This window comes from Endozoicomonas acroporae (assembly GCF_002864045.1).
GTDB classification, from domain to species: Bacteria; Pseudomonadota; Gammaproteobacteria; order Pseudomonadales; family Endozoicomonadaceae; genus Endozoicomonas; species Endozoicomonas acroporae.
Genome location: NZ_PJPV01000112.1, coordinates 1 through 17,140 on the forward strand (window position 1 = coordinate 1; position 17,140 = coordinate 17,140).

A 17,140-nucleotide genomic window follows, 5' to 3' on the forward strand; every position below is an offset into this window, starting at 1 on the left:
GTCCACCAGTTTCGCCATGGCCCACAGCAGGTTGGTGATGCCCTGGGCCTTAAATTGGTCTTTCTGTGCGTTCACGAGGGGCAACAGCACGGCCACGGCCCCTTTAAGCCCTGGTGTCTGCTCCTGCCCGTTGTCCACCAGTTTCGCCATGGCCCACAGCAGGTTGGCGATATGCTGAGGAATAAATTGGTCTTTCTGCGCGTTCACGAGGGGCAATAGGGCGGCCACTGCCTCGTTGAGCCCTGGTGTCTGCTGCTGCGTATTTTCCACCAGTTTCGCCATGGCCCACAGCAGGTTGGCGATATGCTGAGGAATAAATTGGTCTTTCTGTGCGTTCACGTGGGGCAACAGCGCGGCCAAGGCCTTGTTGAGCTCTGGTGTCGGCTCCTGCCCGTTGTCCACCAGTTTCGCCATGGCCCACAGCAGGTTGGTGATTTCCTGAGGTTTAAAGTTAGCTTTCTGTGCGTTCACGTGAGGCAACAGCACGGCCACGGCCTTGTTGAACTCTGGTGTCGACTCCTGCCCGTTGTTCACCAGTTTCGCCATGGCCCACAGCAGGTTGGCGATTTCCTGTGGTTTAAAGTTAGCTTTCTGTGCAATCACGTGGGGCAATAGCGCGACCAGAGCCTCTTTGAGTTCTGGTGTGCTGTCCTGCCCGTTGTCCACCAGTTTCGCCATGGCCCACAGCAGGTTGGCGATTCCCTGAGGAATAAATTGTTCTTTCTGTGCGTTCACATGGGGCAACAGCGCGGCCACGGCCCCGTTGAACTCTGGTATCCGCTCCTGCCCGTTATCCACCAGTTTCGCCATGGCCCACAGCAGATTGGTGATTTCCTGTGGTTTCAAGTGAGCTTTCTGTGCGTTCACGCAGGGCAACAGCGCAACCACAGCCTCGTTGAGCTCTGGCGTCTGCTCCTGCCCGTTATCCACCAGTTTCGCCATGGCCCACAGCAGGTTGGCGATATGCTGAGGAATAAATTGGTCTTTCTGTGTGTTCACGTGGTGCAACAGCGAGGCCACGGCCTCGTTGAGCTCTGGCGTCCGTTCCTGCCCGTTGTCCACCAGTTTTGCCATGGCCCATAGGAGGTTGGTGATACCCTGTTGTGTAAAGTTAGTTTTCTGAGCGATCACTTGGGGCAACAAGGCGGCCACGGCCTCGTTGAGCCCTGGTGTCCGCTCCTGCCCGTTGTCCACCAGTTTTGCCATGGCCCATAGCAGGTTGGCGATTTCTTGTGGTGTAAAGTTAGCTTTCTGAGCGATCACTTGGGGCAACAAGGCGGCCACGGCCTCGTTGAGCTCTGGCGTCTGCTCCTGCCCGTTGTTCACCAGTTTTGCCATGGCCCATAGCAGATTGGCGATTCCCTGAGGAATAAATTGTTTTTTCTGTGCGTTCACATGGGGCAACAACACGGCCACGGCCTCTTTGAACTCTGGTATCCGCTCCGGCCCGTTGTCCACCAGTTTCGCCATGGCCCACAACAGGTTGGCGACACCCTGGGCATCAATATCCCTGGCTGGAGGTTTTTGGTTGCAGTTAAATATTATTGAATCAAATAGCGTCGACAATAAGTTAGCCTGAGTAAGTTTAACTCGCGCATCCATGGGTTTATGAAGAGTAAAAACACCCGCTGAAGTCAATGAATGAAGTGTTGTCGTCAGGCTTCGCCAATTCCAGCTCCGTGTTGCTGTGAAATTTTGCAGCAAACGCATCAGCTGGCTTTGTTCCGCTTGATTTAACGGTCTTTTAGCACCTAACGTGTATTTTTTAACTGAACTGGCATATAGGCCGTGATTTCTCCCATCATAGCGATGACCAAAACGTTCAGAGTGACTCACCAGACTATCCATTCTTTCCTGGATGATGAGGGCATAAAAATCCTGGACCGGGTTTACTGAACGGCACTGTAGATGTTGGGAAGGGCATACGGCAGGTGATCGGTAAAATTGACTACACCCCGGTGTAGTGCGTTGAGTATTATTCCACTGTCTGACTGTGGCATGTCTATATCGCCCACGCCTTGATGAAGCGGCATGGTCATCTTGTTGGTTGTAACCATTACCTGATCTTGCGTAATGACCACTGATACCAGCAGAACGTCTATCCATAATTATATTTCATTAATTCATGAAAATATAAAAAGCAGACTGCTGTTCTTTTCAGAAGTTCATTTTGCGGAAAAGTATAAGTAGTTAACCAAATGAAATCGTATTTTCTGACTAAGTGGGCAGTCACTCTGCGGCGTTACAACTACGGTCACATAGCTACGGCTATGCTCCCTACGTTGTGCCTTGCATAGTAACTGCCCACTTAGCCAGAAATATACGATTCCATTTGGTTAACTACTTACTTGAGTCATGATGGGAGGAAGGCGATTACTGGCTGTTCTTTTTCTTCTTCTCTTCTTCTTTTTTGCTGGATTGGTCTCTTCTAAATGTTCTTCACCAGTCACGTATGCAGCATCTGCCCACCCTCTATTAAATGATACAGAGCCAAGCTCCTGTGGGGGGATACCTATCCTGGTCTTTATTTGATCAATATAGGGTTTCATTAAATCCTGATTCCAAAGCATGTTAACCGGGATTTCAATGACCTCAAATCCTGATTTTTGCAGCAGTGCGATTTTCAGCAGAGTCGAACCTTTCCTGGTTTTGAAATCACCACCCACGTAATGAGACGGTCCCTGAACTTCAATCACCATGTTGTGATCTGGCAGTAACAGGTCAACCGGAGGTAATGAGTTCAGGCTCTTTTCTTCTTCAATCCGCAAAGATGGAATGCATGATTGGAGTTGATAGCGGAAGTCGGCCTGGGTTTTTGAAATGGCTTTCTGGTAATGGCGGACGACCGGACACGCTCTGCCAAGCCAACTTGCGGCCATGATCATGATGGATTGATCCTCTTCATTATCTGGCGAGGTATTTTCCAGGCGAGTCAACAGGTCATCCATATGCTTTTCAAGCACGTTATTTTTATTGGCATTGGAGTCCAGAGCCAACCTGGCACAGCATACCATGACTCCCCAGAGAGACATCGATATCTCTTCCTGAGAAAACTGCAGATTCTTACGGATTCGATAGACAAGCGATTCGAACGCAGAGGTAGCCACGTTCAGTTCAACGAGTTCACCCAGTTTGGCCGTGGCCCACAGCAGGTTGGCAATACCCTGGGCAATAAATTGGTCTTTCTGTGCGTTCACGAGGGGCAACAGCGCGACCACTGCTTCTTTGAGCTCTGGTGTCTGCTCCTGCCCGTTGTCCACCAGTTTCGCCATGGCCCATAGCAGGTTGGCGATTTCCTGTGGTTTAAAGTTAGCTTTTTGTACGATTACACAGGTCAACAGCGCAGCCACCGCTTCGTTGAACTCTGGTGTCTGCTCGTGCCCGTTGTCCACCAGTTTCGCCATGGCCCACAGTAGGTTGGCGATAGCCTGAGGAACAAATTGATCTTTCTGTACGTTTACGTGGGGCAACAACACGGCCACAGCCTCTTTGAGCCCTGCGGTCAGCTCCTGCCCGTTATCCACCAGTTTCGCCATGGCCCACAGCAGGTTGGTGATTTCCTGTGGTTTAAGGTGAGCTTCCTGTGCGTTCACGTGGCGCAACAGCGCGGACACGACTTCTTTGAGCTCTGGTGTCAGCTCCTGCCCGCTGTTCGCCAGTTTTGCCATGACCCACAGCAGGTTGGTGATTGCCGGTGGTGTAAAGTCAGCTTTTTGTGCGTTCACGTGGGGCAACAGCGCGGCCGCGGCCTCCATGAGCCCTGGTATCTTCTCCTGCCCGCTGTCCACCAGTTTCGCCGTGGCCCATAGCAGGTGTTGGCGATTTCCTGTGGTTTAAAGTTAGCTTTCTGTAAGTGCACGTGGGGCAATAGCGCGGCCACAGCCTCGTTGAGCTCTGGTGTCCACTCCTGACCGTTGTCAATCAGTTTTGCCATGGCCCACAGCAGGTTTGCGATACCCTGGGCATTAAATTGGCCGTGCTGTTCGTTCACGCAAGGCAACAGCGCGGTCATGGCCTCTTTGAATAGTGGTGCCTGTTCGTGCCCGATGTCCAACAGTTTCGCCATGGCCCACAGCAAGTTGACGTTTTCCTGTGGTGTAAAGTTCGCTTTCTGTGCCTTTATACAGGGCAATAGCGTGGCCACGGACTCTTTGAGCCCTGGTGTCTGGTCCTGCCCGTTATCCACCAGTTTCGCCAGGGCCCACAGCAGGTTGGTGATATGCTGAGGAATAAACTGGTCTTTCTGTGGGTTCACTTGGGGCAACAGTGCGGCCACAGCCTCTTTGAGCTCTGGTGTCTGCTCCTGCCCGTTGTCCACCAGTTTCGCCATGGCCCATAACAGGTTGGTGATTTCCTGAGGTTTGAAGTTAGCTTTCTGTGGCCTCACTTGGAGCAGTAGCCCGCCCACGGTCTCGTTGAGCGCTGGTGTCCATTCATGCCCGTTGTCCATCAGTTTCGCTATGGCCCACAGCAGGTTGGCAATATGCTGGGTATTAAATTGGTCTTTCTTCTGTGCGTTCACATGGGACAACAGCGAAGCCACGGCCTCGTTGAGCTCTGGCGTCCGCTCCTGCCCGTTGTCCACCAGTTTCGCCATGGCCGACAGCAGGTTGGCAATACCCTGGGTCTTAAATTGGTCTTTCTGTGCGTTCACGTGGGGCAACAGCGCGACAATGGCCTCGTTGAACTCTGGTGTCCGCTCCTGCCCGTTGTCCAACATTTTCGCCATGGCCCACAGCAGGTTGGCGACACCCTGGGCATCAATACCCCTGGCTTCAGGTTTTTGGTTGCAGTTAAATGTTATTGAATCAAATAGCGTTGACAATAAGGCAGCTTGAGTAAGTTTAACTCGCGCATCCATGGGTTTGTGAACGGTAAACACACCCGCTGAAGTCAATGAGTGCATTGTTGTCGTCAGGCTTCGCCAATTCCAGCTCCGGGTTGCTGTGAAATTTTGCAGCAAACGCATCAGCTGGCTTTGTTCCCCTCTATTTAACGGTCTTTTAGCAGCTGACGTGTATTTTTTAATTAAACTGGCATATAGACCGTGATCTCTCCCATCATAGCGATGACCGAAACGATCCGATTTCCTCACCAGACCAGCCATTATTTCTGGTTTGATGAGGGCATTAAAATCTTGAGCAGAGTTTACTGAACGGTGTATTAAGTATTGAGAAGGGCGTGTGCCAGAAGAATGGTGAAATTCATTACATCCCGGGGTAGAGCGGGGGTGACTACCCCGCTGTCTGACTGTGGCATGTCTATATCGCCCACGCCCTGAAGAAGGGTCATGGTCATTCGGTTGGTTGTAACCGTTACCTGATCTTGCGTATTGACCACTGAAACCAGCAGAACGTCTATCCATAATTATATTTCATTAATTAATGAAAATATAAAAAGCAGACTGCTGTTCTGCCCAGAAGTTCATTGTGCGGCAAAGTTTACTTGAGTCATGCTGGGAGGAAGGCGATTACTGGCTGCCTGTTTTCTTCCTCTTTGCCGGGTTGCTTCGCTCTGCTAAATGTTCTTCACCAGTGACGTATGCAGCATCTGTCCACCCTCTTTTAAGTGATACAGAGCCATGCTCCTGTGGCGGAATGCCTATTCTGGTCTTTATTTGATCAATGTATGGTTTCATTAAATCCTGACTCAAGAGCCTGTTAACCGGAATTTCAATGACCTCAAATCCTGCTTTTTGCAACAGTGCGATTTTCAGCAGAGTCGAACCATTCCTGGTTTTGAAATCACCACCTACGTAATGACCCGGTCCCTGAACTTCAATAACCATGTTGTGATCTGTCAGAAGCAGGTCAACCGGAGGCAGTGAGTTCAGACTCTTTTCTTCTTCAATCTTCAAAGATGGAATAGATGATTGGAGATGATCGCGGAAGTCGGCTTGGGTATTTGAAATGGTTGTCTGGTAATGGGGGACGACCGGACACGCTCTGCCAAGCCAACTTGCGGCCAGGACAATGGTGCGTTGATCCTCTTCATTGTGCAGGAATGTATTTTCCAGACGGGTGAACAGGTCGTTCATGTGCTTTTCAAGCACGTTATTTTTATTGGCATTGGAGTCTAGAGACAACCTGGCACAGCATACCATGACTCCCCAGAGAGACATCGATATCTCTTCCTGAGAAAACTGAAGCTTCTCACTGATTCGATAGACAAGCGATTCAAACGTAGAGATAGCCAGGTTCAGCTCAATGAGTTCACCCAGTTTGGCCGTGGCCCAGAGCAGGTTGGCAATACCCTGGGCATTAAATTGGTCTTTCTGTCCGTTCACGCAGGGCAACAGCGCGGCCACGGCCTCTTTGAGTTCTGGTGTCGGCTCCTGCCCGTTGTCCACCAGTTTTGCCATGGCCCACAGCAGGTTGGCGATATTCTGAGGAATAAATTGGTCTTTCTGTGAATTCACGTGGGGCAACAGTGCGGCCACGGCCTCATTGAGCTCTGGTGTCCGTTTCTGACCGTTGTCCACCAGTTTTGCCATGGCCCACAGCAGGTTGGCAATTCCCTGAGCATTAAATTGGTCTTTCTGTACGTTCACGTGGGGCAACAGCACGGTCATGGCCTCGTTGAGCCCGGGTGTCAGCTCCTGCCCGCTGTCCACCAGTTTCGCCATAGCCCACAGCAGGTTGGCGATATGCTGAGGAATAAATTGGTCCTTCTGTGTGTTCACGTGGGGCAACAGCGCGGCCAAGGCCTCTTTGAGCCGTGGTGTTTGCTCCTGCCCGTTGTCCACCAGTTTCGCCATGGCCCACAGCAGGCTGGCGATATGCTGAGGAATAAATTGGTACTTCTGTATGTTCACGTAGGGCAGTAGCTCAGCCACGGCCTCGTTGAGCTCTGGTGTCCGTTCCTGACCGTTGTCCACCAGTTTTGCCATGGCCCACAGCAGGTTGGCAATTCCCTGAGCAGTAAATTGGTCTTTCTGTACGTTCACCTGGGGCAACAGCGCGGTCATGGCCTCGTTGAGCCCGGGTGTCAGCTCCTGCCCGTTGTCCACCAGTTTCGCCATGGCCCACAGCAGGTTGGCGATATGCTGAGGAATAAATTGGTCTTTCTGCGCGTTCACGAGAGGCAACAGGGCGGCCACTGCCTCGTTGAGCCCTGGTGTCTGCTGCTGCGTATTTTCCACCAGTTTCGCCATGGTCCATAGCAGGTTGGCGATATGCTGAGGAATAAATTGGTCTTTCTGTGCGTTCACGTGGGGCAACAGCGCGGCCAAGGCCCTTTTGAGCTCTGGTGTCGGCAGCCCGTTGTCCACCAGTTTCGACATGGCCCACAGCAGGTTGACAATGCCCTGGGCATTAAGTTGGTTTTTCTTTGCGTTCATGAGGGGCAACAGGGCAGCTACGGCCTCGTTGAGCACTGGTGTCCGCTCCAGCCCGTTGTCCACCAGTTTCGCCATGGCCCACAGCAGGTTGGCGATATGCTGAGGAATAAATTGGTCTTTCTGTGTGTTCACGTGGGGCAACAGCGAGGCAACGGCCTCGTTGAGCTCTGGCGTCCGTTCCTGCCCGTTGTCCACCAGTTTCGCCATGGCCCACAGCAGGTTGACAATCCCCTGGGCAGTAAATTGGTTTTTCTGTGCGTTCACCAGGGGCAACAGCGAGGCGACGGTCTTTTTGAACTCTGGTGTCTGCTCCTGGCCTTTGTCCACCAGTTTCGCCATGGCCCACAGCAGGTTGGCGATATGCTGCGGAATAAATTGGTCTTTCTGTGCGTTTACGAGGGTTAGCAGCTCGGCCATGGCCTCTTTGAGTTCTGGTGTCTGCGCCTGCCCGTTGTCCACCAGTTTCGCCATGGCCCACAGCAGGTTGGCAATTCCCCGGGCATCAATATCCCTGGCTGGCGGCTTTTGGTTGCACTTGAATATTATTGCATCAAGAAGTGTTGACAATAAGATAGTCTGAGTAAGTTTAACTCGCTCATCCAAGGGTTTATGAAGGGTAAAAACACCCGCTGAAGTCAATGAGTGCAGTGTTGTCGTCAGGCTTCGCCAATTCCAGCTCCGCGTTGCGGTAAAATTTTGCAACAAACGCATCAGCTGGCTTTGTTCTGTTCGATTTAACGGTCTTTTAGAAGCTGACGTGTATTGTTTAATTGAACTGGCATATTGCCCGTGATTTCTCCCATCATAGCGATGACCGAAACGGTTCGATTTACGCACCAGATCATCCATTATTTCTGGTTTGATGAGGGCATTAAAATCTTGAGCAGTGTTTACTGAACGGCACTGTAGATGTTGATAAGCGCGTGTGCCAGAAGACTGATAAAATTCATTGTGACGCGGTGCAGTGCGGGGAAGGGTATCCCATTGTCTGACTGTGGCATGTCTGTATCGCCCACGCCTTGAAGAAGGGGCCTGGCCATTCGGTTGGTTGTAACCGTTACCTGATCTTGCGTATTGACCACTGATACCAGCAGAACTTTTATCCATAATTATATTTCATTAATTCATGAAAATATAAAATGCAGACTGCTGTTCTGCCCAGAAGTTCATTGTGCGGCAAAGTTTACTTGAGTCATGATGGAAGGAAGGTGATTATTGGCTGCCTGTTTTCTTCCTCTTTGTCGGGTTGCTTTGCTCTGCTAAATGTTCTTCACCAGTGACGTATGCAGCACCTGCCCACCCTCTTTTAAGTGAAACAGAGTCATGCCCCTGTGGCGGGATGCCTATCCTGATCTTGATTTGATCAATATAGGGTTTCATTAAATCGTTGTTCAAAAGCTGGTTAGCCGGGATTTCAATGACCTCAAATCCTGCTTTTTGCAGCAGTGCGATTTTCAGCAGCGTCGAACCCTTCCTGGTTTTGAAATCACCACCCACATAATGAGAAGGACCCTGAACTTCAATCACCATGTTGTGATCTGGCAGTAGCAGGTCAACCGGAGGTAATGAGTTCAGACTCTTTTCTTCGTCAATCTTCAGAGATGGAATCGATGATTGGAGTTGATCGCGGAAGTCGGCCTGGGTTTTTGAAATGGTCGTCTGGTAATGGGGAATGACCGGACAGGTTCTGCCAAGCCAACTTGCAGCCATGGTAATGATGGATTGATCCTCTTCATTATCTGGCGATGTATTTTCCAGGCGTGTGAACAGGTCATCCATGTGCTTCTCAAGCACGTTATTTTTATTGGTATTGGAGTCTAGAAACAACCTGGCACAGCATAGCATTACTCCCCAGAGAGACATCGATATCTCTTTCTGAGAAAACTGAGGGTTCTCACTGCTGATTCGATAGACAAGCGATTCGAACGTAGAGGTAACCACGTTCAGCTCAACGAGTTCACCCAGTTTCGCCATGGCCCAAAGCAGGTTAGCGATTTCCTGTGATTTAAAGTTAGCTTTTTGTGCGTTCACGAGAGGCAGCAGCACGACCACAGCCTCGTTGAGCTCTGGTGTCCGCTCCTGCGCGTTGTCCACCAGTTTCGCCATGGCCCACAGCAGGTTGGCAATGCCCTGGGCATTAAGTCGGTTTTTCTGTGCGTTCAGGAGGGGCAGCAAGGCGGCGGCGGCCTCTTTGAACTCTGGTGTCCGCTCCAGCCCGTTGTCCACCAGTTTTGCCATGGCCCACAGCAGGTTGGCAATGCCCTGGGTATTAAATTGGTCTTTCTGTGCGTTCACGAGGGGCAACAGGGTAGCCACGGCCTCGTTGAGTTCTGGTGTCTGCTCCTGCCCGCTGTCCACCAGTTTCGCCATGGCCCACAGCAGGTTGGCGATGTGCTGAGGAATAAATTGGTCTTTTTGTGCGTTCACTTGGGGCAACAGCGCGGCCACGGCCTCGTTGAGTTCTGGTGTCTGCTCCTGCCCGTTGTCCACCAGTTTCGCCATGGCCCACAGCTGGTTGGTGATTTCCTGAGGTTTAAAGTTGGCTTTCTGCCCGTTCACGTGGCGCAACAACGCGGTCACTGCTTCTTTGAGCTCTGGTGTTTGCTCCTGCCCGTTGTCCACCAGTTTCGCCATGGCCCATAGCAGGTTGGCGATCTCCTGAGGTTTAAAGTTAGCTTTATGTGCGTTCACGTGGGGCAACGACGCCGCCACGGCCTCGTTAAGTTCTGGTGTCCGCTCCAGCCCGTTGTCCACCAGTTTTGCCATGGCCCACAGCAGGTTGGCGAAATGTTGAGGAATAAATCGGTCTTTCTGTGCATTCACGCGGGGCAACAGCGCAGCAACGGCCTCGTTGAGCTCTGTTGTTTGCTCCTGCCCGTTGTCCACCAGTTTCGCCATGGCCCACAGCAGGTTGGCAATGCCCTGGGCATTAAATCGGTTTTTCTGTGCGTTCAGGAGGGACAGCATGGCGGCCACGGCCTCTTTGAACTCTGGTGTCCGCTCCAGCTCGTTGTCCACCAGTTTCGCCATGGCCCACAGCAGGTTGACGATACCCTGTGGTTTAAAGTTAGCTTTTTGTACGTTCACGAGGGGCAATAGGGCGGCCGCAGCCTCTTTGAGCTCTGGCGTCTGCTCCAGTCCGTTGTCCACCAGTTTCGCCATGGCCCATAGCAGGTTGGCGATTTCCTGTGGTTTAAAGTTAGCTTTTTCCGGGTTCACTTGTGGCAACAGTACGGCCACGGCCTCTTTGAGCTGCGGTGTCCGCTCCAGTCCGTTGTCCACCAGTTTTGCCATGGCCCACAGCAGGTTGGCGATATGCTGAGGAATAAATTGGTCTTTCTGTGCGTTCACGTGGGGCAACAGCGCGGCCACGGCCTCGTTGAGCGCTGGTGTCCGCTCCAGCCGGTTGTCCACCAGTTTCGCCATGGCCCACAGCAGGTTGGCAATACCCTGGGCGTTAAGTTGGTTTTTCTGTGCGCTCAGGAGGGGCAGCAGGGCGGCCACAGCATCTTTGAGCCTTGGTGTCCGCTCCAGCCCGTTGTCCACCAGTTTCGCCATGGCCCATAGCAGGTTGGCGATACCCTGGGCATTAAATTGGTCTTTCTGTGCGTTCACGCGGGGCAAAAGCGCAGCCACGGCCTCTTTGAACCTTGGTGTATACTCCTGCCCGTTGTCTACCATTTTCGCCATGGCCCACAGCAGGTTGGTGATAGCCTGAGGAATAAATCGATCTTTCTGTACGTTCACGTGGGGCAACAGAGCGAACATGGCCTCTTTGAGATCTGGTGTCTGCTCCTGGCCGTTGTCCACCAGCTTCGCCATGGCCCACACCAGGTTGGTGACTTCCTGTGGTTTAAAGTGAGCTTTCTGTGCGTTCACGTGGTGTAACAAAGCGACCATGGCCTCGTTGAACTCTGGTGTCCGTTCCTGCCCGTTGTCCACCAGTTTTGCCATGGCCCACAGCAGGTTGGCGACACCCTGAGCATCAATATCCCTGGCTGGAGGTTTTTGGTTGCAGTTAAATATTATTGCATCAAATAGCGTTGACAATAAGCTAGCCTGAGTAAGTTTAACTCGCTCATCCATGGGTTTATGAAAGGTAAAAACACCCGCTGAAGTCAATGAATGAAGTGTTGTCGTCAGGCTTCGCCAATTCCAGCTCCGTGTTGCTGCGAAATTTTGCAGCAAACGCATCAGCTGGCTTTGTTCCGCTCGATTTAACGGTCTTTTAGCAGCTAACGTGTATTTTTTCACTGAACTGGCATATAGGCCGTGATCTCTCCCATCATAGCGATGACCGAAACGTTCCGATTTCCTCACCAGACCAGCCATTACTTCTGGTTTGATGAGGGCATTAAAATCTTGAGCAGAGTTTACTGAACGGTGTATTAAATATTGAGATGGGCGTGTGCCAGAAGAATGGTGAAATTCGTTAAATCCCGGGGTAGAGCGGGGGTGAGTATCCTGCTGTCTGACTGTGGCATGTCTATATCGACCACGCCTTGAATAAGGGGCATGACCATTCGGTTGGTTGTAATCATTATCTGATCTTGTGTATCTACCACTGATACCAGCAGAACGTCTATCCATAATTATATTTCATTAATTCATGAAAATATAAAAGCAGACTGCTGTTCTGCCCGGAAGTTCATTTTGCAAAAAAGTTTCCTTGAGTCATGATGGGAGGAAGGCGATTACTGGCTGTTTGTTTTCTTCTTCTCTTCTTCTTCTTTTTTGCTGTGTTGGTTTGCTCTTCTAAATGTTCTTCACCAGTCACGTATGCAGCATCTGCCCACCCTCTATTAAATGATACAGAGCCAGGCTCCTGTGGGGGGATGCCTATCCTGGTCTTTATTTGATCAATATAGGGTTTCATTAAATCCTGATTCCAAAGCATGTTGGCCGGGATTTCAATGACCTCAAATCCTGATTTTTTCAGCAATGCGATTTTCAGCAGAGTCGAACCATTCCTGGTGTTGAAATCACCATTCACGTAATGAGAGGGGCCCTGAACTTCAATCACTATATTGTGATCTGGCAGAAGCAGGTCAACCGGAGGTAATGAGTTCAGGCTCTTTTCTTCTTCGATCCGCAAAGATGGAATGCATGATTGGAGTTGATCGCGGAAGTCGGCCTGGGTTTTTGAAATGGCTTTCTGGTAATGGCGGACCACCGGACACGCTCTGCCAAGCCAACTTGCGGCCATGATCATGATGGATCGATCCTCTTTATTTTCTGGCGAGGTATTTTCCAGGCGAGTCAACAGGTCATCCATGTGCTGTTCAAGCACGTTATTTTTATTGGCATTGGAGTCCAGAGCCAACCTGGCACAGCATACCATGACTCCCCAGAGAGACATCGATATCTCTTCCTGAGAAAACTGCAGGTTCTTACGGATTCGATAGACAAGCGATTCGAACGCAGAGGTAGCCACGTTCAGTTCAACGAGTTCACCCAGTTTGGCCGTGGCCCACAGCAGGTTGGCAATACTCTGGGCATTAAATTGGTCTTTCTGTGCGTTCACGAGGGGCAACAGCGCGACCACAGCTTCGTTGAGCCCTGGTGTTGGCTCCTGCCCGTTGTCCACCAGTTTCGCCATGGCCCAAAGCAGATTGGCAATAGCCAGGGCATTAAACTGGTCTTTCTGTCCGTTCACGCAGGTCAACAGCGCAGTCATCGCTTCGTTGAGCTCCGGTGTCTGCTCGTACCTCTTGTCCACCAGCTTTGCCATGGCCCACAGCAGGTTGGTGATATGCTGGGGAATAAATTGGTCTTTCTGTGCATTTACGTGGGGCAACAGCGCAGCCACAGCATCTTTGAGCTCTGGTGTTTTCTTCAGCCCTTTGTCCACCAGTTTCGCCATGGCCCACAGCAGGTTGGCGATATGCTGAGGAATAAACTGGTCTTTCTGTGCGTTCACTTGGGGCAACAGCACGGCCACGGCCTCGTTAAGACCTGGTGTCTGCTCCAGCCCTTTGTCCACCAGTTTCGCCATGGCCCACAGCAGGTTGGCAATACCCTGTGGTTTAAAGTGAGCTTTCTGTGCGTTCACGTGGGACAACAGCGCGGCCAGGGCCCTTTTGAGCTCTGGTGTTGGCTCCTGCCCGTTGTCCACCAGTTTCGCCATGGCCCACAGCAGGTTGGCAATAGCCAGGGCATCAAACTGGTCTTTGTGTGCGTTCACGCGGGGTAACAGCGCGGCTACGGTCTCTTTGAGTTCTGGTGTACGCTCCTGCCCGTTGTCCACCAGTTTCGCCATGGCCCACAGCAGGTTGGCGATTTGCTGAGGAATAAATTGGTTTTGCTGTGCGTTCACATGGGGCAACAGCGCGGCCACTGCCGCTTTGAGCCCTGGTGTCTGCTCCTGCCCGTTGTCCACCAGTTTCGCCATGGCCCACAGCAGGTTGGCGATACCCTGTGGTTGAAAGTGAGCTTTCTGTGCATTCACGTGGGACAACAACGCGGCCAGGGCCCTTTTGAGCTCTGGTGTTGGCTTCTGCCCGTTGTCCACCAGTTTCGCCATGGCCCACAGCAGGTTGGCAATAGCCAGGGCATTAAACTGGTCTTTCTGTGCGTTCACGCGGGGTAACAGCGCGGCTACGGTCTCTTTGAGTTCTGGTGTCCGCTCCTGCCCGTTGTCCACCAGTTTCGCCATGGCCCACAGCAGGTTGGCGATCTGCTGAGGAATAAATTGGTTTTGCTGTGTGTTCACATGGGGCAACAGCGCGGCCAATGCCGCTTTGAGCCCTGGTGTCGGCTCCTGCCCGTTGTCCACCAGTTTCGCCATGGCCCACAGAAGGTTGGCGATCTGCTGAGGAATAAATTGGTTTTGCTGTGCGTTCACATGGGGCAACAGCGAAGCCACGGCCTCGTTGAGCTCTGGCGTGCGCTCCTGCCCGTTGTCCACCAGTTTCGCCATGGCCCACAGCAGGTTGGCGATTCCCTGAGGGATAAATTGTTTTTTCTGTGCGTTCACATGGGGCAACAACACGGCCACGGCCTTTTTGAGCTCTGCTGTCGGCTCCAGCCCGTTGTCCACCAGTTTCGCCATGGCCCACAACAGGTTGGCGACACCCTGGGCATCAATATCCCTGGGTGGAGGTTTTTGATTGCAGTTAAATATTATTGAATCAAATAGCGTTGACAATAAGTTAGCCTGAGTAAGTTTAACTCGCGCATCCATGGGTTTATGAAGAGTAAATACACCCGCTGACGTCAATGAGTGAAATGTTGTCGTCAGGCTCCGCCAATTCCAACTCCGTGTTGCTGCGAAATTTTGCAGCAAAGGCATCAGCTGGCTTTGTTCTGTTTGATTTAACGGTCTTTTAGCAGCTGACGTGTATTTTTTAATTGAACTGGCATATTGTCCGTGATTTCTCCCATCATAGCGATGACCGAAACGATTCGATTTCCTCGCCAGACCAGCCATTACTTCTGGTTTGATGAGGGCATTAAAATCTTGAGCAGAGTTTACTGAACGGTGCATTAAATATTGAGAAGGGTGTGTGCCAGAAAAAGGGTGGAATTCATTACATCCCGGGGTAGAGCAGGGGTGACTATCCTGCTGTCTGACTGTGGCATGTCTATATCGCCCACGCCTTGAAGAAGGGGCATGGCCATTCGGTTGGTGGTAACCGTTATCTGATGTTGCGTATTGACCACTGATGCCAGCAGAACTTCTATCCATAATTACATTTCATTAATTCATGAAAATATGAAAAGCAGACCGCTGTTCTGCTCAGAAGTTCATTGTGCGGAAAAGTTTACTTGAGTCATGATGGGAGGCAGGCGATTACTGGCTGTTTGTTTTCTTCTTCTCTTCTTCTTCTTTTTGGCTGGGTTGGTTTGCTCTTCTAAATGTTCTTCACCAGTCAGGTATGCAGCATCTGCCCACCCTCTATTAAATGATACAGAGCCAGGCTCCTGTGGGGGGATGCCTATCCTGGTCTTTATTTGATCAATATAGGGTTTCATTAAATCCTGATTCCAAAGCATGTTGGCCGGGATTTCAATGACCTCAAATCCTGATTTTTTCAGCAATGCGATTTTCAGCAGAGTCGAACCATTCCTGGTGTTGAAATCACCATTCACGTAATGAGAGGGGCCCTGAACTTCAATCACTATATTGTGATCTGGCAGAAGCAGGTCAACCGGAGGTAATGAGTTCAGGCTCTTTTCTTCTTCGATCCGCAAAGATGGAATGCATGATTGGAGTTGATCGCGGAAGTCGGCCTGGGTTTTTGAAATGGCTTTCTGGTAATGGCGGACCACCGGACACGCTCTGCCAAGCCAACTTGCGGCCATGATCATGATGGAACGATCCTCTTTATTTTCTGGCGAGGTATTTTCCAGGCGAGTCAACAGGTCATCCATGTGCTGTTCAAGCACGTTATTTTTATTGGCATTGGAGTCTAGAGCCAACCTGGCACAGCATACCATGACTCCCCAGAGAGACATCGATATCTCTTCCTGAGAAAACTGCAGGTTCTTACGGATTCGATAGACAAGCGATTCGAACGCAGAGGTAGCCACGTTCAGTTCAACGAGTTCACCCAGTTTGGCCGTGGCCCACAGCAGGTTGGCAATACCCTGGGCATTAAATTGGTCTTTCTGTGCGTTCACGAGGGGCAACAGCGCGACCACAGCTTCTTTGAGCCCTGGTGTCTGCTCCTGCCCGTTGTCCACCAGTTTCGCCATGGCCCAAAGCAGGCTGGCAACAGCCAGGGCATTAAACTGGTCTTTCTGTCCGTTCACGCAGGTCAACAGCGCCGTTATCGCTTCGTTGAGCTCCGGTGTCTGTTCGTACCTGTTGTCTACCAGTTTTGCCATGGCCCACAGCAGGTTGGTGATATGCTGGGGAATAAATTGGTTTTTCTGTGCGTTCACTTGGGGCAAAAGCGCAGCCACAGCATCTTTGAGCTCTGGTGTTTTCTTCAGCCCTTTGTCCACCAGCTTCGCCATGGCCCACAGCAGGTTGGTGATTTCCTGTGGTTTAAAGTTAGCTTTCTGTGGGTTCACTTGGGGCAACAGCACGGCCACGGCCTCGTTAAGACCTGGTGTCTGCTCGTACCTGTTGTCTACCAGTTTTGCCATGGCCCACAGCAGGTTGGCGATATGCTGAGGAATAAACTGGTCTTTCTGTGCGTTCACGTGGAGCAACAGCGCGACCACGGCCTCGTTGAAATCTGGTGTCCGCTCCTGCCCGTTGTCCACCAGTTTCGCCATGGCCCACAGCAGGTTGGCGATATGCTGAGGAATAAACTGGTCTTTCTGTGCGTTCACGTGGGGCAACAGCGCGACAACGGCCTCGTTGAACTCTGGTGTCCGCTCCAGCCCGTTGTCCACCAGTTTCACCATGGCCCACAGCAGGTTGGCGATACCCTGTGGTTTAAAGTGAGCTTTCTGTGCGTTCACCTGGGGCAACAGCGCGGCCACGGCCTCGCTAAGACCTGATGTCCGCTCCAGCCCTTTGTCCACCAGTTTCGCCATGGCCCACAGCAGGTTGGCGATACCCTGTGGTTTAAAGTGAGCTTTCTGTGCGTTCACGTGGGACAACAGCGCGGCCAAGGCCCTTTTGAGCTCTGGTGTCGGCTCCTGGCCGTTGTCCACCAGTTTCGCCATTGCCCACAGCAGGTTGGTGATATCCTGAAGTTTTAAGTGAGCTTTCTGTGCGTTCACGTGGGGCAACAGCACGGCCACGGCCTCGTTAAGATCTGGTGTCCGCTCCTGTCCGATGTCCACCAGTTTCGCCATGGCCCATAGCAGGTTGGCGATTTCCTGTGGTTTAAAGCAAGCTTTTTG

Annotated in this window: 7 protein-coding genes; all 7 read right to left on the minus strand. The window is 51.5% G+C overall.

Going from position 1 to position 17,140, the window contains the following annotated elements:
• A partial coding sequence (locus CX664_RS17320) for a DUF1601 domain-containing protein (RefSeq protein WP_146000099.1) occupies window positions 1-2,106 on the minus strand: 2,106 nt, incomplete at its 3' end.
• Between the two features lie 230 nt (window positions 2,107-2,336).
• Window positions 2,337-3,788 (minus strand): RAP domain-containing protein, encoded by a 1,452-nt coding sequence (locus tag CX664_RS17325; RefSeq protein WP_146000100.1) that lies wholly within the window; start codon window positions 3,786-3,788, stop codon window positions 2,337-2,339.
• Window positions 3,722-5,365 carry a DUF1601 domain-containing protein gene (locus CX664_RS17330; protein ID WP_146000101.1) on the minus strand — a complete coding sequence of 548 codons (1,644 nt, stop codon included), beginning with the start codon at window positions 5,363-5,365 and terminating at the stop codon, window positions 3,722-3,724. Before CX664_RS17330 ends, CX664_RS17325 begins: the two co-directional genes overlap by 67 nt.
• Before the next feature lie 105 nt (window positions 5,366-5,470).
• Complete coding sequence (locus CX664_RS17335; RefSeq protein WP_101747955.1) at window positions 5,471-8,446, minus strand: DUF1601 domain-containing protein; 2,976 nt, start codon at window positions 8,444-8,446, stop codon at window positions 5,471-5,473.
• 105 nt (window positions 8,447-8,551) lie between these two features.
• Entirely contained in the window at window positions 8,552-11,929 is a 3,378-nt protein-coding gene (locus CX664_RS17340; protein WP_101747956.1) for an RAP domain-containing protein, read from the minus strand.
• A gap of 58 nt (window positions 11,930-11,987) precedes the next feature.
• On the minus strand, window positions 11,988-15,026 hold the full coding sequence (locus CX664_RS17345; protein ID WP_101747957.1) for an RAP domain-containing protein: 3,039 nt from the start codon (window positions 15,024-15,026) through the stop codon (window positions 11,988-11,990).
• Window positions 15,027-15,085: 59 nt separating this feature from the next.
• Window positions 15,086-17,140: RAP domain-containing protein (locus CX664_RS17350; protein ID WP_146000102.1), on the minus strand; the 2,055-nt coding region annotated here is incomplete at its 5' end.